This window comes from Peptoniphilus sp. HMSC062D09 (assembly GCF_001811425.1).
GTDB lineage: Bacteria > Bacillota > Clostridia > Tissierellales > Peptoniphilaceae > Peptoniphilus_A.
This window is the reverse complement of record NZ_KV804740.1, coordinates 1-18,315: the sequence shown is the minus strand read 5'-3', so window position 1 is coordinate 18,315 and position 18,315 is coordinate 1. Positions and strand designations below refer to the sequence as shown.

20 protein-coding genes are annotated in these 18,315 nt (G+C 34.1%); 10 read left to right on the top strand and 10 right to left on the bottom strand.

Annotated features, from left to right (window positions below):
- Window positions 1–113: 113 nt before the first annotated feature.
- Window positions 114–1,457 (bottom strand): MATE family efflux transporter, encoded by a 1,344-nt coding sequence (locus tag HMPREF2801_RS07720; protein WP_070611612.1) that lies wholly within the window; start codon window positions 1,455–1,457, stop codon window positions 114–116.
- A gap of 221 nt (window positions 1,458–1,678) precedes the next feature.
- Entirely contained in the window at window positions 1,679–1,978 is a 300-nt protein-coding gene (locus HMPREF2801_RS07715; RefSeq protein ID WP_070611610.1) for a hypothetical protein, read from the bottom strand.
- 230 nt (window positions 1,979–2,208) lie between these two features.
- Between HMPREF2801_RS07715 and HMPREF2801_RS07710 the strand changes: the two genes are divergently transcribed.
- Both HMPREF2801_RS07710 and hutG read left to right on the top strand, forming a co-directional pair.
- Entirely contained in the window at window positions 2,209–3,162 is a 954-nt protein-coding gene (locus HMPREF2801_RS07710; RefSeq protein WP_070611608.1) for a 2-hydroxyacid dehydrogenase family protein, read from the top strand.
- 8 nt (window positions 3,163–3,170) lie between these two features.
- Window positions 3,171–4,199, top strand: a complete 1,029-nt coding sequence (gene hutG / locus HMPREF2801_RS07705; RefSeq protein ID WP_070611606.1) for a formimidoylglutamase — start codon at window positions 3,171–3,173, stop codon at window positions 4,197–4,199.
- 246 nt (window positions 4,200–4,445) lie between these two features.
- Here hutG and HMPREF2801_RS07700 read toward each other — a convergent pair whose 3' ends face one another.
- Genes HMPREF2801_RS07700 through HMPREF2801_RS07680 form a run of 5 tightly spaced genes read right to left on the bottom strand, consistent with a single transcriptional unit; the run spans window position 4,446 to window position 8,397 of the window.
- The gene (locus HMPREF2801_RS07700) at window positions 4,446–5,648 is read right to left on the bottom strand and encodes a 2-oxoacid:acceptor oxidoreductase family protein (RefSeq protein ID WP_070611604.1); all 1,203 of its coding nucleotides are present in this window, start codon (window positions 5,646–5,648) and stop codon (window positions 4,446–4,448) included.
- A complete protein-coding gene (locus tag HMPREF2801_RS07695; protein WP_070611602.1) occupies window positions 5,648–6,400 on the bottom strand; it encodes a thiamine pyrophosphate-dependent enzyme in 753 nt (250 codons plus the stop codon). Before HMPREF2801_RS07695 ends, HMPREF2801_RS07700 begins: the two co-directional genes overlap by 1 nt.
- Window positions 6,400–7,464, bottom strand: coding sequence for a 3-methyl-2-oxobutanoate dehydrogenase subunit VorB (locus tag HMPREF2801_RS07690; RefSeq protein WP_070611600.1), 1,065 nt, complete (start codon window positions 7,462–7,464; stop codon window positions 6,400–6,402). Before HMPREF2801_RS07690 ends, HMPREF2801_RS07695 begins: the two co-directional genes overlap by 1 nt.
- A gap of 11 nt (window positions 7,465–7,475) precedes the next feature.
- Entirely contained in the window at window positions 7,476–7,694 is a 219-nt protein-coding gene (locus HMPREF2801_RS07685) for a 4Fe-4S dicluster domain-containing protein (protein WP_019125442.1), read from the bottom strand.
- Between the two features lie 10 nt (window positions 7,695–7,704).
- A complete protein-coding gene (locus tag HMPREF2801_RS07680) occupies window positions 7,705–8,397 on the bottom strand; it encodes an ATP-binding protein (RefSeq protein ID WP_070611598.1) in 693 nt (230 codons plus the stop codon).
- 421 nt (window positions 8,398–8,818) lie between these two features.
- Between HMPREF2801_RS07680 and htpG the strand changes: the two genes are divergently transcribed.
- Complete coding sequence (htpG, locus tag HMPREF2801_RS07675) at window positions 8,819–10,669, top strand: molecular chaperone HtpG (RefSeq protein ID WP_070611596.1); 1,851 nt, start codon at window positions 8,819–8,821, stop codon at window positions 10,667–10,669.
- A 103-nt stretch (window positions 10,670–10,772) separates the two neighbouring features.
- Here the strand turns inward: htpG and HMPREF2801_RS07670 are convergent, their stop codons facing one another.
- Window positions 10,773–11,156 (bottom strand): hypothetical protein, encoded by a 384-nt coding sequence (locus HMPREF2801_RS07670; RefSeq protein ID WP_070611594.1) that lies wholly within the window; start codon window positions 11,154–11,156, stop codon window positions 10,773–10,775.
- Between the two features lie 246 nt (window positions 11,157–11,402).
- On the opposite strand from HMPREF2801_RS07670, the gene HMPREF2801_RS07665 reads away from it, so the two are divergent.
- The 4 genes from HMPREF2801_RS07665 (at window position 11,403) to HMPREF2801_RS09535 (ending at window position 13,603) form a co-directional block, all read left to right on the top strand.
- Window positions 11,403–11,585 carry a hypothetical protein gene (locus HMPREF2801_RS07665; RefSeq protein WP_070611592.1) on the top strand — a complete coding sequence of 61 codons (183 nt, stop codon included), beginning with the start codon at window positions 11,403–11,405 and terminating at the stop codon, window positions 11,583–11,585.
- Complete coding sequence (locus tag HMPREF2801_RS07660) at window positions 11,570–12,214, top strand: hypothetical protein (RefSeq protein WP_070611589.1); 645 nt, start codon at window positions 11,570–11,572, stop codon at window positions 12,212–12,214. Before HMPREF2801_RS07665 ends, HMPREF2801_RS07660 begins: the two co-directional genes overlap by 16 nt.
- A gap of 140 nt (window positions 12,215–12,354) precedes the next feature.
- Window positions 12,355–13,467 (top strand): sodium ion-translocating decarboxylase subunit beta, encoded by a 1,113-nt coding sequence (locus HMPREF2801_RS07655; protein WP_070611587.1) that lies wholly within the window; start codon window positions 12,355–12,357, stop codon window positions 13,465–13,467.
- Between the two features lie 10 nt (window positions 13,468–13,477).
- On the top strand, window positions 13,478–13,603 hold the full coding sequence (locus HMPREF2801_RS09535) for an OadG-related small transporter subunit (protein WP_256387806.1): 126 nt from the start codon (window positions 13,478–13,480) through the stop codon (window positions 13,601–13,603).
- Window positions 13,604–13,662: 59 nt separating this feature from the next.
- On the opposite strand, the gene HMPREF2801_RS07650 is transcribed toward HMPREF2801_RS09535, so the two are convergent.
- On the bottom strand, window positions 13,663–14,088 hold the full coding sequence (locus HMPREF2801_RS07650) for a hypothetical protein (RefSeq protein ID WP_070611585.1): 426 nt from the start codon (window positions 14,086–14,088) through the stop codon (window positions 13,663–13,665).
- A 195-nt stretch (window positions 14,089–14,283) separates the two neighbouring features.
- On the opposite strand from HMPREF2801_RS07650, the gene tpx reads away from it, so the two are divergent.
- The 3 genes from tpx to HMPREF2801_RS07635 are packed head-to-tail and all read left to right on the top strand — an operon-like array spanning window position 14,284 to window position 15,653.
- Window positions 14,284–14,784, top strand: coding sequence for a thiol peroxidase (tpx, locus tag HMPREF2801_RS07645; RefSeq protein WP_070611583.1), 501 nt, complete (start codon window positions 14,284–14,286; stop codon window positions 14,782–14,784).
- Window positions 14,784–15,263: a 23S rRNA (pseudouridine(1915)-N(3))-methyltransferase RlmH gene (gene rlmH / locus HMPREF2801_RS07640; protein ID WP_210394471.1), complete on the top strand. Its 480-nt coding sequence runs from the start codon at window positions 14,784–14,786 to the stop codon at window positions 15,261–15,263. The genes tpx and rlmH overlap by 1 nt, the downstream gene beginning before the upstream one ends.
- A 9-nt stretch (window positions 15,264–15,272) precedes the next feature.
- Complete coding sequence (locus tag HMPREF2801_RS07635; protein WP_070611579.1) at window positions 15,273–15,653, top strand: hypothetical protein; 381 nt, start codon at window positions 15,273–15,275, stop codon at window positions 15,651–15,653.
- Between the two features lie 95 nt (window positions 15,654–15,748).
- On the opposite strand, the gene HMPREF2801_RS09500 is transcribed toward HMPREF2801_RS07635, so the two are convergent.
- On the bottom strand, window positions 15,749–18,315 hold a 2,567-nt coding region (locus HMPREF2801_RS09500), incomplete at its 5' end, for an S-layer homology domain-containing protein (protein WP_083303733.1).

Genomic DNA, 18,315 nt, shown 5'->3' with positions numbered 1-18,315 from the left:
TTTATTTCTTTCAAATTTTGCTTTAGCCATGCTATTCCTCCTAGGATTTTTTAAATTAAGTTAATAATACCTCAAATTTAAAATTTTTTCAACATTTAAGCCACTTTTAAGGCTTAAATAAGCTCTAATTTTTTTCTGACAAAGGTGTTCATCAAATAAATTACAAAAAGTGTGGATGCAAATTCTGCAATTACATAGCCCCACCATATTTCATTGACTGTGAAAAATTTTACTGCAATGTAAGCCACTGGAAGGAGGACAATAATCTGTCTTAAAATAGAATCAAATAATGTCAAAATTCCATTTCCAAAGGCTTGGAAGACTGCTGTCCCAACTATTGATATTCCTGCAAAGATGTAGGATAGGGCGCAAATCGTTAGCATTGGTATCCCTATTTCAAGCATCTTGTCACCAGCAGAGAATATACCAAGTATTTCTCTTGGGAAAATCATTATTATCGATGATACAAAAATCATCATAAAAGTCACTGTTATGAAGGCAAGCTTTATGGCTTTTATGATCCTATCTTTATTCTTCGCTCCATAATTGTAGGCGACTATTGGCACAAGTCCGTTGTTCACGCCAAAGATTGGCATAAAGACAAAGGACTGCACCTTAAAGTAGGCACCCAGCGCCGCAATGGCAGAAGTTGAAATCGCAGATAACATTTTATTTAGAACATAAATTGTAAAGGACTGAATGGTTATGGTAATCATGGAAGGAACTCCAACTACATAAATTCCCTTTACTATGTCTAAATCTAATACTGGCTTCTTTATAGTAATCTCTTCGTTGAATTTATATTCGAAGAAGCAACCAAAGAGAGCTCCAATAATTTGTCCCATTACAGTTGCAATCGCCGCTCCCTTAACTCCCATGGCAGGAAGACCAAAATATCCAAAGATGAATATTGGGTCAAGTATTATATTTAAGACTGCTCCAATAAGTTGAGTCAGCATGGTAAAAATTGACCTACCTGTAGACTGCAAGGTCCTCTCCAAAAAAATTTGTATAAAAACTCCCATGGAAAATCCCATTACTATTTGAAGATATTCTATTCCATAGGCAATTATATTTTCATCAGTGGTCTGAGCTGACAGGAAGGGTCTTGGCAAAAATCTTGATAAAATTAATAAAATTATTCCATAAATTATGGCAAGGGCTAGACCAGTCTCGGCAGTCCTATTTGATTTTTCATAATTTTTTTCTCCCAAGTACCTTGATATCAAAGAGTTCATACCAACGCCCGTTCCCACTGCTATTCCTATCATTATATTTTGAATGGGAAAGGCAATGGAAATTGCTGTGAAGGCATCTTCGTTAATCTTTCCTATGTAATAAGAGTCCACCAAGTTATACATGGACTGAATAAACATGGAAACTACAATGGGAAAAGATACTTGAAATAAAAGTTTTGGGATTGACATAGTCCCCAATTTATTTTCATTATTTTCCACCTAATCACCTCTTAACTTTATATATTATATAGGAGTTTATAAGATTTTTGAAGCTAAAAAAGAAGTTAGGAAAATTCCCAACTTCTTAAATATCATTTTTTTCTTTTAAAAGTAGTAATATTTTTATAGATAGTATAGATAAATAAAACTAGACCCATAAAAGACATTATATTCTCAACAATTTGAAAAAAACTAGGTAACTTATGTTTTTAACTTTTAAATTATAAAACTTTTATAATAGTAATTATTACTATTGAGATTAAACGTCCAATTACATATGGTAATGCCAAAACAACAACTTCTGTCAATTTCTTTTTTAATTCTTTGCCTACTTTATTTTTATTTACAAAAAGAAATACAAAATTAATTATAAAATACATCAATATAACCTCATCAATCAAAGATAATATAAAGCTAGTATCGACATACGGTTTTATAAATAACATAACTATAAAAAAAGATGCTATTATTTTTATCTGCTTAGCAGGATTTAACATCAGATTTTTAACTTTTTCTTTCATAAAGCTCGCCTTAATTTTAAAAGATTAGTATATAGAGTAATCTTCTTTAACTCCTAATATCCAATATAATATAATTTGCATTATATATGAAACGTTGGAAACATCTTTTCTATTTTAGCTCAATATAACATTTGCTTGTTTTTTTGTCAATACGTTTTCCTGTTGCTTTTTTCTTTTCTCTTATACTATTTTTTGTCTATGTGTTAAAATAAAAGTAATGAGGTGATTAGATGAAATTATTGATTACAAGTAATATTCCAGAAGAAATTTACGAGGAACTAGATAAAAATTTTGAAATAACTTACCACAACTCCAATGTGCCCCTTAAAAAAGAAGAAATTATTGAAAAGATTAAGGGTCAAGATGCCCTCTTGTGTCCTCTTTCAGATAAAATCGATAAAGATGTAATTGAGGCAGGAAGCGACTTAAAAATTATTGCAAACTACGGCGCAGGCTTTGACAACATCGACATATCTTACGCAAGAGAAAAGGGAATTGTTGTTACCAATGCACCTGCTCCTGCCTCTGCTGTCTCCACTGCTGAGCTTGCCTTCGGTCTTATGCTTGCTGCTGCAAGGAAAATTGTATCTGGCGACAAGGTTACAAGAGAAGGCGGCTTTTATGGCTGGAGACCAACTTTTTATCTTGGAAGTCAATTAAAGGGCAAGACTCTTGGCATAATTGGTCTTGGCAATATAGGAAAGAACCTTGCAAAGAGAGCCAAGGCTTTTGAAATGAAGGTAATTTATTATTCACGAACAAGAAGGGAAGATTTCGAAAAGGAATTTGGCATAGAATATAGAGATAAGGACGATGTAATAAAAAATTCTGACTTCTTAAGTCTTCACACTGCCTTTGTGCCAGAACTTCGCCACATGATTTCTAAAAAAGAACTTGAAATGATGAAAAAATCTGCTATATTAATTAATGCGTCAAGAGGTCCAATAGTTGACGAAGAAGCTCTTGCCCATGCACTTATAGAAAAGGAAATTGCAGGCGCTGCTCTTGATGTCTATGAATTTGAGCCAAAAGTTAATGAAAAACTAATGGACCTTGATAATGTAATTCTCGCTCCTCACCTTGGCAATGCAACCTTTGAGGCAAGGCTTGAAATGGGCGAAAATTCAAAGGACAATTTAATTGATTTTAAAAATGGAAAAACTCCAAAGAATAAAGTAAACTGAGGTGTAAAATGATAAATTATTACAGTCCCCAAGAAATGGGAATATGGTCAGGTAGAGTTGATGACGAAAATGATTACGAATCCTTTAGATGGCATCAATGGGTTAAGCCACTTGACTTAAACGATGAAAGCTTAACTCCCTTCGAAGGCAAATTAGGTTTTGGAATTATAGGATTTGAATCCGACCAAGGCATTGAACTTAACAAGGGAAGATTTGGCGCTGCTGCAGGCCCAGCTGCCATAAGGAAGGAACTTGCAAAACTTCCATGTCAATTTTCTAAAGAGCTTAAAATTTTTGACTGCGGAAATGTTACAAGTAAGTACACAACTCTTGAAGCAAGCCAAGACGAACTAGCTAAAGCTGTAAAAAGAGTTCTCGAATTAAATTTATTCCCATTGGTACTAGGTGGTGGTCACGAAACTGCCTTTGGTCACTACAAGGGACTTTCAACTTACCTTGATGACAAAGAAGACAATAAACTTGGCATATTAAACTTTGACGCCCACTTTGACCTTAGACCTTACGAAAAGGGAAATGGAACAAGTGGCACAATGTTTAGACAAATTGCAGACTACACTCGTGAAAAGGGAACAGACTATGCCTACTATGTCATGGGCATTCAAAAACACTCCAACACTCTTGCCCTATTTAGGACTGCTGACAACTTGGGCGTTAAGTATGTTTTGGGAAAAGATTTGATAAATGGCAACTTCTTCGAAATTGTCCACGACCTTGACGAATACATTGCAGAAGAAGACCACCTTTACATTACAATTTGCATGGACTGCTTCACATCAAGTTTTGCACCAGGCGTTTCTGCCCCACAAGCTCTTGGAATTGACCCAGAAAAAGTAATCATACTTTTAAAACACATCTTCTCAACTGGAAAGCCAATGAGCTTTGACATTGCAGAAGTATCTCCAAGATTTGACCACGACTCTGTAACTGCAAACTTGGCATCAATTTTAGTCTACACAGTTGTATCAACAATGGCACAGTATAAATTGGGCAAGGAAAATAAAAAATATATTCCATAAAATTTAATAAATTTGATATGTGAGCCACAGAGATTTCTTTGTGGCTCTTTTATATTTAAAATTCTTCACTTTTTTAAAGTTCATAAATTTTTCTAAGTCTATTTTTTACTCTCAACAAATTTTCTAAAATTTAAAAAAAATTTCTCGCAAAATTAATTTTTTTATTTCAAAAATTTTCTCACTCACAAATTCTCACAAAAAAAATTACAAAAAAAGAAGCACCTGAGGTGCCTCTTAAAAATCTTATTACATTTTTGAGAACATTTGGTCAGCCCACCATTCTTCCTTGTAAATTTCGTACTGACCAGCAACTTGTTCTAGTTGGAAATTTTCCCAATATTCAAGTTCATCGTAAAGTTTCTTTGCATTGGCATCCATAGATTTTTCCTTAGCCTTAGCATAGAAAGCTATAGAAGAATTTTTGATGTCCTTAGCTATTGCAAATACATTAAGTGCAAGTCTTGCCTTTTCTGGGTCAACCTTGCCCCAATCGTAATCTTCTCTCTTAGTAAGTTTTGCCTTGATCTTGTCGGCAAGAGAAGTTTCGTCTTTAGATTTTAATGTTTCCTTAAGTCCCTTTAGGTAAGAGATGTGTTCTTCTGATTGGTGAGAAAGTGATGCGAAGATTTCTCCTGCATCGTCTCCCTTTAGCATTTCAGCAGCCTTGTCGCAGAACTTAATAGATTCTGTTTCAATGGAAAGTGCTTCTTCAACAATTGACATTTCGTTGTCGAAAATCTTTTCGTCATCTTCTGCTGAATATTTTTTAATAGTCTTTAGGTATTCGATGTTTTCAAGATCTGTTCCGCTAAGTTCAACACTTGCTGCAGTTTGTCTTGAGTAGTGGCTCTTAACCTGTGAATTAGTCTTTTCTGGAAGGATTTGACAAATTCCACCAACGCAGCCTGCTCCCTTAATTGCTTCTTGTCCAGTCGCTATTGCTCTTTCATTTATTGGAAGTAGTTTTTTCTTTGAGTCGCCATAAACTTTTGTGAAGGCCTTTATAACTGATTCAACTTTTACAGTTTCAGTTACTTGCAAAAAGGCTCCAAGCATTACCATGTTGGCAACTTTTGCATTTCCTAGTTCATTTGCCAAGTCATTTACTGGAATAGAAAATACATTTATGTCATCTCTTGTTGGTGCTTTTTTAACAAGGGAAGAGTTTATGAATAAATTTCCGCCAGGTGCAACATATTGTTCAAATTTTTCTAGTGATGGTTCGTTCATAACTACTACATCTGTCGCTTGTGAAATTACTGGAGAGCCAACAGGTTCATCAGAAACTACTACTGAGCAGTTTGCAGAACCTCCACGCATTTCTGGTCCATAACTTGGTAGCCAAGAAACAAATTTGTTTTCAAGCATTCCTGAATAAGTTATAAGTTGACCCATTGCCATAATACCTTGTCCGCCAAATCCAGCAGCAATAATATCTCTAGTAGCCATTATTCACCCCTCCTAAAATTACCAAGTGGATAGTATGGAATCATATTATCTCTAAGCCATGCAAGTGCATCTGCAGGAGGAAGTCCCCAGTTTGTTGGGCAAGATGATAAAACTTCTACAATTCCAAAGCCCTTGCCTTCAAGTTGATATTTGAAACATTCTTTAATAGCTTTCTTTGCCTTTCTAATATTTGCTGGAGTGTCAACTGAAACTCTTTCAACAAATTTTGCTCCGTCAATAGTAGCAAGCATTTCAGAAACTCTAATTGGCTTACCACACCAAGCTTCGTCTCTTCCGTAAGGAGAAGTTGTTGTAACTTGACCAACTAGTGTTGTTGGTGCCATTTGTCCACCAGTCATACCATAAATTGCATTGTTGACGAAAATTGTTGAAATATTTTCTCCTCTGTGAGCTGCTTGAACGATTTCTGCAGTACCAATAGAAGCCAAGTCGCCATCGCCTTGGTAAGTGAATACTAGGTTATCTGGGTGAACTCTCTTTATTCCTGTTGCAACAGCAGGGGCTCTACCGTGAGCTGCTTCGTGCATGTCGCAGTTAAAATATTTGTAAGCAAGAACTGCACAACCAACTGGTGCAACTCCAATTGCATCGTCTAAAACTCCTAGTTCAACTAAGGATTCTGCCACTAATTTGTGGATAACTCCGTGAGTACATCCTGGACAATAGTGAGTTTCATTTCTAGTCAAACCATCTGAATATTTATATAAAACTTGTTCATTAGTTTTTTCCATTATTTGAGACCTCCTAAAACTTCAAGAGCAGCTTCTTTAATTTCTTCCACATTTGGAATTACGCCGCCTTGTCTTCCAAAGAAGTGAACCTTTTGTCTACCTTCAACTGCAATCTTGACATCGTCAGTCATTTGACCTTGGTTCATTTCGCAAACTAAAATGTCTTTGCAATTTGGATTTATTCCCTTGAAAGCTTCATAAGGATATGGCCAGCAAGTTATTGGACGGATAAGACCAACTTTGTGACCTTCTTTTCTTAAGTGTTCAATTGCACTCTTTGCAATTCTAGCAGTAGTTCCATAGGCACTGATAACTAAATCAGCATCTTCAATTCCATCAACTTCTACTCTAATTTCATTTTCAGTAACTTGTCTATATTTTTCAATTAAGTGTTTGTTGTGTTCTTCAAGTTCATCAGCAGAAAGATAAATTGAGTTTATAATATTTCTTTCGCCATGATTCTTTCCCTTGCCTCTTGTTGCCCAAGTTTTTTCAGGAAGATCCATTTTTTCTTGCATGCCAAATTCAACTGGTTCCATCATTTGTCCAAGTACACCGTCACTCATAATAACGACAGGATTTCTGTACTTGTCTGCTAGGTCAAAGCCAAGTTCAATTAAATTTACAAGTTCTTGCACAGAAGATGGTGCCAAAGTAATAGTTCTGTAGTCACCATTTCCGCCGCCTCTAGTTGATTGGAAATAATCAGTTTGAGAAGGTTGAATAGATCCAAGTCCTGGACCGCCTCTCATCATATTTACAATTACGCAAGGAAGTTCTGCCCCTGCCATATAAGAAATACCTTCTTGCATTAGTGAAACTCCAGGAGAAGAAGATGAAGTCATAACTCTTGCTCCAGCTCCTGCAGCACCATAAAGCATATTTATAGCTGCAACTTCAGACTCAGCTTGTAAAAAACATCCGTCAACCTTTGGAAGTTCCCTTGATAAGTATTCAGGAATTTCAGATTGAGGAGTAATAGGATAACCGAAAAAATATTTACAACCAGCTTCTATAGCTGCTGCACCAACTGCTTCGTTTCCCTTCATAAGTACTTTTGTCATGTAAACACCCCTTAAGAAATTTTATAAACTGTAATAATTGAATCAGGACAAGTTATTGCACAGTTTTGGCAAGCAATACAATCTTCTGGTCTCTTTGCCATTGCAGGTGCATAACCCTTTTTGTTGATAGTGTCCACATCAATTTCAATTACATTTTTAGGACATACAGTTACGCATAGTCCACAACCCTTACATCTGTCGCTTTCAAACTCAACTCTTCCTTTAGCCATTATTTACCTCCTATAACATCCAATCTTCTCTAAAATATAAGTCTATTGGAAAAACTTCTGCTGCTAAATTTAAAGCCCTAACTTCCTTCTCTATGCTTCTTAGGCAGACTGCATAGACATAGGGAAGATTTAACTTCTCTGAAACCTCTCTGGCAAGCTCATCGCCATACAAGAGATCATCTGCTTTAGTCTCCTTCAAAAAGTGAGTAGTGTTAATTATTCCCGTCACCTTGGTTTGTGAGTGGCCTTCCACTTGTCCAATGAGATCTCTCACAGACTGAAAGTCCTTAGTCTCTGGTCTATTTCTATTGATGACAAAGTAGTGGTCGTAGCCCTCTCTTTTTAAAATATCTCTATACCTGCCAAGAGAAAGTGAACCCTTAGGATTGCCGCCAACATCTAATACAGCTCTGTAGTTTTTATTTTCAAGCGGTTTTAAAATTGCTGCATCAACTGCTGGTATATCCAAGGCATTTTTTTCACGCATACTAGATGAAAATGATTCCACTCCGTGCTCGCTTAAAAAATCCATTTTCTCTCTCAGTCTAAAGTATGTATTAATAATATCAAGATCAACTGCTGCAACCTTATCAAAGTACCTTCTAAGGTACAAGGCATAGTTAATTGCAAACTCTGTCTTTCCACTGCCAAAGTGTCCTGTAATAATTTTTATCCTATTGCCTGTTTCTACTTCAGTAAACATTTCTCCTCCCTTCTAAAACACCAACTATATTATACATCAATTGAAAACATTTGAAAACAATTGCAGGTTTATTTTAAATTAATTATTCCATTTTATTTAATTTCTCCCCATAAAAATTTTTTGTCTTCTTAAAAATATTTTGATAAATCAGCTTGTTTTAGAGCTTAAAAAAATTTCACAAAATTAATATATTTTTCTTAAAAATAAATTTTTGCCGGTAAAAAATTTTTTGAGGAATTTTAAATTTAGGGCGAAAAAATATTTTTTTGAGAAAATTTTATGTAAAAAAATAAAAATCTCATAAAAATTTGACTATTTATATGAAAAGATATATATTATTAGCAAACATACTTATCGAGTGCTAATAATTTTGAAAATTTTGAAAATTTTGAGAAAAATAAAATTGAAGAAAGGTGATTAAATGAAAAATAAAAAATACAATGCTGAAACCGAAAGACTAATGGACTTAATGATCAACTCCATTTACACAAATAAAGAAATATTTTTGCGTGAGTTAATTTCAAATGCCTCTGACGCCATGGACAAGATGTACTACATCGCCCTTAACGACGACAAGGTGAAATTCAACCACGAAGATTATTTTATAAGAATTAGACCTGACAAGGAAAAGAGAACTATTAGCATTGAAGATAACGGCATAGGCATGACTGAAGATGAACTTGTGAAAAACTTAGGCACAATAGCAAAGTCTGGTTCCCTTGATTTTAAAAACCTAAATGAAAAAAATGAGGACCACGAAATAATTGGACAATTTGGCGTGGGCTTTTACTCTGCCTTTATGGTTGCAGATGAAATTACTGTCCTCACAAGGTCCTATAAGGAAGATGGGGCACACCTTTGGAAGTCCAAGGGTGCCAAGGGCTACACAATTTCTGATGGAGAAAAAGATGGTCACGGCACAATAGTGACTATCCACTTAAAGGAAAACACAAAAGACGAGGACTATGACAAGTACCTTGACGAATACGAAATAAGAGATCTTGTCAGCCACTACTCCAACTACATCTCCTATCCAATAAAGATGGAAGTGGAAAAGAAAAGACCAACAGATGATTCCACAGAAGAGGATCCAAAATTTGAATCCTATAGAGAAGATGATGTCCTCAACTCCTCTGTTCCAATGTGGAGAAAAAATAAAAATGAATTGAAGGAGGAAGACTACAACAACTTCTTTAGGCAAAGACACTTTGGTTTTGAAGATCCCCTTGCCCACCTTCACATCAGCGTGGAAGGCATGATTTCCTTTAAGGCCATCCTATACATTCCATCAAGAAGACCTTTTGACTTCTTGAGCCCTGATAGAAAGGGCGGACTTGAACTTTATTCCAACGGAGTTTTAATCATGGAAAAATGCGAAGACCTACTTCCAGATTATTTGAACTTCGTCAAGGGTGTAGTGGACTCTGAAGACATTTCCCTAAATATTTCTCGTGAAATGCTACAAAAAACTCGCGAACTTCAACTTATAAAGAAAAACATAGAAAAGAAAATCCTAGAGGAACTTGGGAAAATTCTTAAAAATGACAGGGAAAAATATGCAGAATTCTTCAAAAACTTTGGCGTAAGCTTAAAATCTGGTGCCTACGAAAACTTTGGCGCCGACAAGGACAAGCTAAAAGACCTATTTATCTATGACACAACAAAGAGAGGGAATGTGGCCTTTAACGAATACAGAAAGGACATGGGACCAGACCAAGACTTCATCTATTACGCCAATGGCACATCTCTTGATTCCGTCAAGGACCTTCCACAAATAAAACACTTCATGGAAGAAGGCATTGAAGTCCTTGCCCTAACTGACCCTATAGACGAATTTGTCATCAAAATGCTTGATGAGTACGATGGCAAGAAATTCAAGTCAATTTCTGAAACAGAAGTTAAGGAAGAAGACGAAAAAAATCTTGGCGACTATGTAAAGAAGATGAAGGACCTTTTATCTGGCGAAGTTTCATCAATAAAGGAAAATCCAAATCTAAAAGATGACGCAGCTTACTTGTCAAGCAGGGGCGAAATCTCCATAGAAATGGAAAAGACTCTTAGCCACATGCCAAATAACGAAGCCTTTAAGGCAGACAAGGTTTTGGAAATAAATCCAAACCACCCTGCCGTTAAAAAATTAAAGGACATGGACAAGGACTCAGAAGAATTTAAAACTTATACAGAATTACTTTACGACGGCGCAAGACTTGTGGCAGGTCTTGACATAAAAGACCCAATCGCCTACGCAAGAAATGTATCAAAGTTGATGTAAAAGATTTTATGTAAAATAGTTAAAATTTAAAGACAAAAAATTAGGCTCTTTTCCTTAGGAGAAGAGCTTTTTTGAATTTTTATTTTTTTGAATTTTAAAAAACTTATGACTTTTTATTTAAAAGTAAAAAAATATTTTCCCCTAGGAGCAAGAAAAAATACAAGACATTGAAATCATAGAGGTAGAAAAATTTTTCAGGTAAATAATATTTTTTTGTTACCATATAAATTACCAGTACAAAAATTTCAATTAAGAAAAATATTCCAGCAGATTTTTTTGATAGCTTACTTGCAAAATTAAAAAAATAGGCAAGCATAAAACCCAAAAATAAAATCATTATAATTTTAAGAAGAGCTAAGATAAGCATATATTTTATATCAAAGGTCACTTGAACTTTCCAATTGATGTATCCCAAAATTTTTAAACTGATTAAATTTAAAATCGGAAAAAGGAAGAGTACAATTATAAAATTAATATATTTTTTCAAAGTAGCCTCCTAACCTTTAATTTTCCCTAAGTTCTTTTAGTATCACTAAAATTTACAATATTTTTATTGTCTAAAGACTATCACATAAAAGCTTTCTAATCAATTATGAACTTAAGTAAATAAATTTTGTTGTAAACTTTCGTACAAGTAGAATTATCTAAACCGTAAGATTACTATAACTCTAATAATTTATTTGAATCAACTAAACCATAATGATATAATACACGTAAAAGGAGGGTAACAATTATGGCAACAATAAGTTTTACTAGAAAAATAGAAATAACAGAAGACCAATATGAAAAAATGTTAAATGCAAAGCCAACAAAAGAATTAAAAAAAGCACTTGAAGATTACAAAAAAAATCCATATCAAGAAGTAACAGACCCTCAAAGTATAAGGGAGATATTAGGAGAATGGGGCAAAAAGTAATATCATTACAAGAATTAGTGCGAAATTTAAAACAAGAGGACTTAGATGATTTAAAAGATAATTTTAGAACATATATAGAGTCCTCTTTTAAATGTTCAAAAAATAAAGATGTTTTAAAATATCTAAACGAAAAAGCAATAGATGATGAAAAACATCATAAATCAAGAACATATTTTGTTTATCTAGATACTAACTTGGTAGGTTTTTTCACTATAGCATTGAAGGTTTTAGATATAAGTAAACTTCCAAAATCAAAAAAGAAAAAAATGATATATAAAGGTAAAAGCCCAAAAAATATAGATAATATACCTGTTTATTTGATTGGTCAAATAGCAAAAAACGACAAATATAAAAATATATTTACAGGAAAAGAGTTATTGATAATCGCATTAGACAAAATTAAAGATATAAATAAACAAATAGGAGTAAAAACTATAATATTAGATAGTGTATCTAACCAAAATGGAAAGGGTAAAGTAGTCACATTCTATCAAAAAAATGGATTTACAGAATATGCAAATGTTATTAAATATGAGGCTAATGAAAAAGATGAGAATAATGAAGAAGTAAAAACAATCGTTAAGTATTTGTTGCCAATGGCTCTAACTTTTGAAGATATAGCCATATAGTGAATGTATTTCCCAAATAAAGTTGGACTGAATATCAGAGGATTTGTTTGTTCTCTGGTATTTTTTATTGTCCGCAAGAATTGAATATTAGGCTCTTTTATGTTATATTACTTGTCATGTAAAAATATTAAGGAGGTCAAATGGAAACACTTTTATCTGGAATTTTAAATCTCGAAGTTAAACACATAATTATGTTTATCATTGGCGGAATTTTAATTTATCTTGCCATTGAAAAGCAATACGAACCCTCACTTCTTCTTCCCATTGGTTTTGGAGCAATTATTTCTAATATTCCACTATCATCAGCCGTGGGCGAAGAAGGTTTCTTGACAATTTTATATAAGGCAGGGATTGCCACTGAGCTCTTCCCCGTTTTAATCTTCATAGCTGTCGGTGCCATGATTGACTTTAAACCACTTATATCATCGCCCTTTATGCTCTTCTTTGGAGCAGCGGCGCAGTTTGGAATTTTTGCCACAATGCTTTTTGCAATTTCAACAGGCAAGTTTACCCTACCAGAAGCGGCATCAATTGGCATAATCGGTGCTGCAGATGGTCCTACTTCAATTTATGTTGCCAAGGTCTTTGCGCCAAATTATCTTGGACCAATTTCTGTGGCTGCATATTCATATATGTCTCTGGTGCCAATTATTCAGCCACCAGTTATTAAACTTCTCACAACAGAAAAAGAGAGAAAGATTAGGATGAAGTACACCACTGTTCATGTGCCTAAAAAAGTTGAAATTCTCTTCCCAATTGTCATAACAGTAATAGCTGGAATTATAGCTCCAATGTCTGTTGCCCTTATTGGTGCTCTCATGTTTGGAAACTTAATCAGAGTCTGCGGAGTTCTTGAAAGGCTTTCAACTTCTGCACAAAATGAACTTTCGAACCTAGTTACAATTTTGCTGGGCATAACAATTGGTGGCACTATGTCTGCCGATGCCTTTTTAAACATCCACACACTTATGATTCTTGCCATGGGACTTGTTGCCTTCATCTTTGACACAGCAGGCGGCGTTCTCTTTGCCAAGTTTTTAAATTTATTTTTAAAGACAAAGGTCAACCCAATGATTGGGGCAGCAGGTATCTCAGCCTTTCCTATGTCTGGTAGAGTTGTGCAAATGATGGCGGCAAAAGAAGACCCAACTAACTTTGTCCTTATGCAAGCCATGTCAGCAAATGTGGCAGGACAACTTGGCTCAGTAGTTGCAGGTTCAATGATCTTGGCCCTCGTGCCAATGTTTATGTAGGAGTGATAAAATGGACATGACAGTATTTATGCAGGGAGTAGAAGTCGCGCTTTGGGGCCTCGCTGGAGTTTTTGCAGTCCTAATACTCTTCTACATCTCCACAAAGATAATGTTAAAAATTTTTAAGGAAAAATAATTTTTGTAAAATTAATAGACATGAAAAAACTGTTGGAAAAACAAATCCAACAGTTCTTTTTATTTATCTTTATACTCACCTATAAAAGAATACCTTGTGTCCCAGTGGTCAAATACTAAATCAGGCTTAGGCTCTTTATCCTTATAAGTTCTCATGCCATATATCCCCGTCACAGGCTCCTTTAAGTCGTCAAATTTCATTATTACTTCATAGCCTGCGCCAGCCTTTTTTAATTTATAAGTGCCAGTAAAGTCCATGGCATTATTTCTATCAGTCATGACAAAATTTTTCTTGTCAAACTTTATTGCCATATCATTATCTACTTTTTTGCCATCCTCCATCCTTGTAATGTCCTCAATTGTCCAATTAACATTATAAATTTTTTTGTCTGGAAGAAGTTCATTGTCTCCTTGGCAAGCTGACAAAAATGTCCCAATTATTCCAATTACAAAAACTAAGAGTAAAGATTTTAAAAGTTTTTTCATAAATACCTCTTTTATTTCTCTCACTCGAAAAGTTTTTTCATAAATACCTCTTTTATTTCTCTCACTCGAAAAATTTTTCCTACCTACATTTTAGTTAAAATTAAATTTTATTGCAATCCCTTGTTAAAATTCATCATAATTGGATATAAATGTAGTGTAAATTAAAAGTAAATATTTTTTTTGGAGGTAATTACAATGGATATAACATTTGGCGGAAATAAAGTTAATTTAGAAGGTAAAGAAATCAAAGTTGGAGATATGGCTCCAGAATTTAAGGCAGTTAAAAGAGATCTATCTGATTTTAACTCAGCTGACTTAAAGGGCAAAATCGTAGTTTATTCAGTTGCACCATCAATTGACACACCAGTTTGCGCAATTCAAGCAACTACTTTTAACGAAGAAGCTACAAAATTATCTGATGATGTAAAAATCGTAACTGTAACTGTTGACCTTCCTTTTGCACAAGAAAGATTCTGTTCAGTTAAGGGAATCGAAAATGCAGACATAGTTTCTGACTACAGATACAGAGAATTTGGCGAAAAATATGGCTTCATGATTGAAGAATTTAAACTTCTTGCTCGTGGCGTTGTAATTGTTGATAGGGACGGAAAAGTAGCTTATGTTGAATATGTTCCTGAAGTAACTAACGAAGTAAACTTTGAAAAGGCTCTTGAAGAAGTTAAAAAATTAAAATGATTAATATTAATTTAATCGTACTTGGCAAAATCAAGGAAAATTATTTTAAAGATGCTATAAATGAGTACAAAAAAATGCTTAAATCCTATGCCGATTTAAGCATTTTTGAAATTATGGACGAACCCTGCCCTGAAAATTTATCGGAAAAGGACATAGAGAGGGTAAAAAATATTGAGGGCGAGAAGATTTTATCAAAGATAAAAGATGGTGCCTATGTCATTGCCCTTGCCATTGAGGGAAAGAGCCTTGACTCTGTCGCCTTTGCAGATAAAATAAATGACCTCATGATTGACGGCTACTCAAATATAACTTTTGTCATTGGCGGAAGTCTTGGCCTCTCTGATGAAGTTTTAAAAAGGGCAAACTACAAGCTAAGTTTCTCAAAGATGACCTTCCCCCACAAACTAATGCGAGTTATTTTAATGGAGCAAATCTATAGGGCATTTAGAATAATAAATAACCACCCCTACCACAAGTGAGGCGATAAAATGATTTTTTCCTTTGACTCTTACATGATAAATGTAAATACTTACAAGACAGAAGAATTTATGAAAAAATTAAAGGCAGTAGATGATTTAAATTTAGGTGAAAAAATAATTTCCACCTTGGCTGAAATGTCCATAGACTACAAAAAGCCAAGCTACATGAAAAAACTTGGCGAGACTCTAATCTTAAAATATCACGCAGTGGGCGAAATAATTTCCTATGGCCATGTGAGGACAAATGCTGACTTGAAGTTGGCAGACGGCATCCACCCAATTTATTTTTTAGATGAGGCAGAAATTTATTTCACAGAAGCTGTGGAGATGCGGGAAGATTTTCTCGATGAAAACTCCTTTGAAATAAATATAAATACAAGGATAAAATAAAAAAACACCTCATGACTTAAAAAAGTTGTGAGGTGTTTTTGCGTAATACAAACAAAAAGGACCCACGAGAGTCCTTTTTTGCAACTATTTATAAATTATTTGATTATAACTTTCCATTCTTCCATATTATCCTTTAATCTTAGATAAGTGTGGCTATGGTAAGCTTCAACAAGTTCATAATAACCCCAATGTCCCTTATAAGACATATCTTTGTAATTGTGAACTAGATTTTGGTTTGCATCAATGAAATTCTTGTCAGGGTATCTGTCATACAATTTATTTAACATTGTGGCAACTTCTGCTCTTGTAATAGTATTGTCTGGTTTGAATGTTCCATCTGGATAACCCTTAATTCTTTCATTGCCATAAGCTTGGTTAATTGCAGCTTCAAACTTGTGACCTTTCACATCATCAAATGGAGCAATAGCATTGTTTTTCTTGTCAATATGACTAATTAACTCAGCAAGTTCTGCTCTAGTGATCTTGTCGTTAGGTCTAATATTTTCGCCTTCTTTTTCTAATAAATAACCTTCTCTAAATGCAGCGTTAATAGCACCGTTGTACCACATATCTGCCTTAGTGTCTTTATAAATCTTAGAAGACTTGTCGCTCAAATCAAGTTTTTGAAGTCTTGCAACTACTGCAATTGCTTCGGCTCTTGTCATATCTCCATCTGGCCTAATAGTATCATCTGGATATCCGAAGATATATTGATCGTGAGAGTTAATAACCTCTTTATCAACTACCTTCTTGTCAACAGATGCATAAACAGGAATAGTTTCTACATATTCGTGAATCTTTAGTGGTGTAACTTCAGGTTCAGGTATAGGAGTTGGTTCTGGTTCTGGTGTAGGAATTGGTTCTGCTTTTTTAGAACACAAAATTGTAAATGTTATATCTTCTAAGTCTCCACCTTCTTGTGAATAAAGAAAATCTCTTCCACCTTCTTCTTGGATAGCCTTCCAATTTACAAAAAGAAAATATATATTTGTGTCATATCTTCTTCTTAGTTGTGCATCTTTTAAAAGATTCGGTATAACTTCTCCAAATATTTCAGGATGATTATCTAACATATAATCAATTGCCTCATTAACATTTGAATCTTCTTCATTAAAGTGAGTAACATTTTTCCAAGTATCATCTTGTACTACAACATCTTCACCAAATTTTTCACGCAATTCCTCTTTATACTCAGATGCTACCCAATCGTCTACATCTGTAATAGTTCTGAAAAATACCTTTCCACCTAGTTGTCCTTTAACAGTGTATTTTTCTCCTTCAACAGCTTCATCAGATAATTTTAGTCCGGGAATATTTATATAAAAATTAGAATCCACAGACCCAACAGTATTACTTAAATCGTATAAAGAAGGCATCTTTTTCTTTGCTTCTTCAGTCAAAGGCATTTCAATTTTCAGCAAAGTTTCTCCAGTTTCAGGATCAGTACTTCTTTCAACTTTTGAAATGTAATAAACATTTTGTGAGCCAAGTAATTCTAGTGAAGATTCATTTATATCTTCAGGAACTATGATTTCTTTTGGAAATCTTAAAGTACATGAAAAAACACTTCCTAAATCAAGTGCTGGCCAAAATCTAAAAATTGGGTGTTCATTAATAATTAAATCAAGATCAACTTCTCCACCAGGGTTTGAAACTGTATCTTTGATTTTTTGAACATTTAATTTAGTAGTAACATCAAATTTTTCGTCTTTGTTGACAGAAAAATAATTATTACTTTCAGTTTCGGTTTTATTTCCTAAAATATCTCCATCTAGTTTTTGATTTATTGGGAATCCATTAAAATCTTTTGGGTATTCAGATAAATCGATAGGATTTAATACACCAAAAAATCCAAGTATTCCTTTGCCATCTACTTGAATGGCCTTAGATTTGTCAACTAGTCTTAAATTTTGTTCTACTTCTGGAACATAATCCATAATTGTATCGCCCTTTTTATAATGGATTGTCATTGGAATGTCTACATTTAAAACTGGTTTGTTCCAATTTTCAGAGTCCGTATTTAAAGCTATATCTGTTTGTAATGTTTTAAATTTAGCTCTAAATATAAGAGTATTGCCATCAATAATAGCTTCTTGTGGATCATATAATTGTGTAAGAAAACTGTCTTCAGACCATTGCGCTTTAATTTCGTCTTTGTTAAATTCCATATTTTTAGGTAATTTAACTTTGAGTTCATAATAAGAATTTTCAAGATCCCAATCGGTATTATTCCATTCTTTTGTAGCTTTATCCAGTTGATCCTTTTTAAACTTATCCTTAGCTTGCCAATCATCTCCATATATCTTGTCTAACTTTTCTTCGTCTTCATCGTTCCAACGATCCGGAACCCACATACCCATGGCTTTTCCCATATATTCTTTGTAGGAAAATCCTAAAATGCCACCAGATCCAAATTTATCACTTGTTATCTTGAGTACATTTGTATCGTCTTTGTCTTCAGTTATTTGCAGAAATGTGTTTACGTCTAAATTGTCCTTATCAGCAGTAAATCCAACTTCATTTTGTTTTTCAAACGCTGCTTTTTCAATGTTACTAAGTTCAATTTCTACTTTTCTTGATCCATCAGCAAAGACATTGAATGGCATTATGCCAACTAACATTACTAGAGCTAAAATGTTGTGACCCCATAAAGTTGGACCTA

Coding starts and splice junctions, on each gene's coding strand:
- HMPREF2801_RS07700 (WP_070611604.1), bottom strand. CDS start 5,648: ATGGCTACTAGAGATATTATTGCTGCTGGATTTGGCGGACAAGGTATT.
- htpG (WP_070611596.1), top strand. CDS start 8,819: ATGAAAAATAAAAAATACAATGCTGAAACCGAAAGACTAATGGACTTA.
- HMPREF2801_RS07710 (WP_070611608.1), top strand. CDS start 2,209: ATGAAATTATTGATTACAAGTAATATTCCAGAAGAAATTTACGAGGAA.
- HMPREF2801_RS07655 (WP_070611587.1), top strand. CDS start 12,355: ATGGAAACACTTTTATCTGGAATTTTAAATCTCGAAGTTAAACACATA.
- tpx (WP_070611583.1), top strand. CDS start 14,284: ATGGATATAACATTTGGCGGAAATAAAGTTAATTTAGAAGGTAAAGAA.
- HMPREF2801_RS07650 (WP_070611585.1), bottom strand. CDS start 14,088: ATGAAAAAACTTTTAAAATCTTTACTCTTAGTTTTTGTAATTGGAATA.
- HMPREF2801_RS07665 (WP_070611592.1), top strand. CDS start 11,403: ATGGCAACAATAAGTTTTACTAGAAAAATAGAAATAACAGAAGACCAA.
- HMPREF2801_RS07685 (WP_019125442.1), bottom strand. CDS start 7,694: ATGGCTAAAGGAAGAGTTGAGTTTGAAAGCGACAGATGTAAGGGTTGT.
- HMPREF2801_RS07635 (WP_070611579.1), top strand. CDS start 15,273: ATGATTTTTTCCTTTGACTCTTACATGATAAATGTAAATACTTACAAG.
- HMPREF2801_RS07680 (WP_070611598.1), bottom strand. CDS start 8,397: ATGTTTACTGAAGTAGAAACAGGCAATAGGATAAAAATTATTACAGGA.
- hutG (WP_070611606.1), top strand. CDS start 3,171: ATGATAAATTATTACAGTCCCCAAGAAATGGGAATATGGTCAGGTAGA.
- HMPREF2801_RS07695 (WP_070611602.1), bottom strand. CDS start 6,400: ATGGAAAAAACTAATGAACAAGTTTTATATAAATATTCAGATGGTTTG.
- HMPREF2801_RS07660 (WP_070611589.1), top strand. CDS start 11,570: ATGGGGCAAAAAGTAATATCATTACAAGAATTAGTGCGAAATTTAAAA.
- HMPREF2801_RS07690 (WP_070611600.1), bottom strand. CDS start 7,464: ATGACAAAAGTACTTATGAAGGGAAACGAAGCAGTTGGTGCAGCAGCT.
- HMPREF2801_RS09535 (WP_256387806.1), top strand. CDS start 13,478: ATGGACATGACAGTATTTATGCAGGGAGTAGAAGTCGCGCTTTGGGGC.
- HMPREF2801_RS07715 (WP_070611610.1), bottom strand. CDS start 1,978: ATGAAAGAAAAAGTTAAAAATCTGATGTTAAATCCTGCTAAGCAGATA.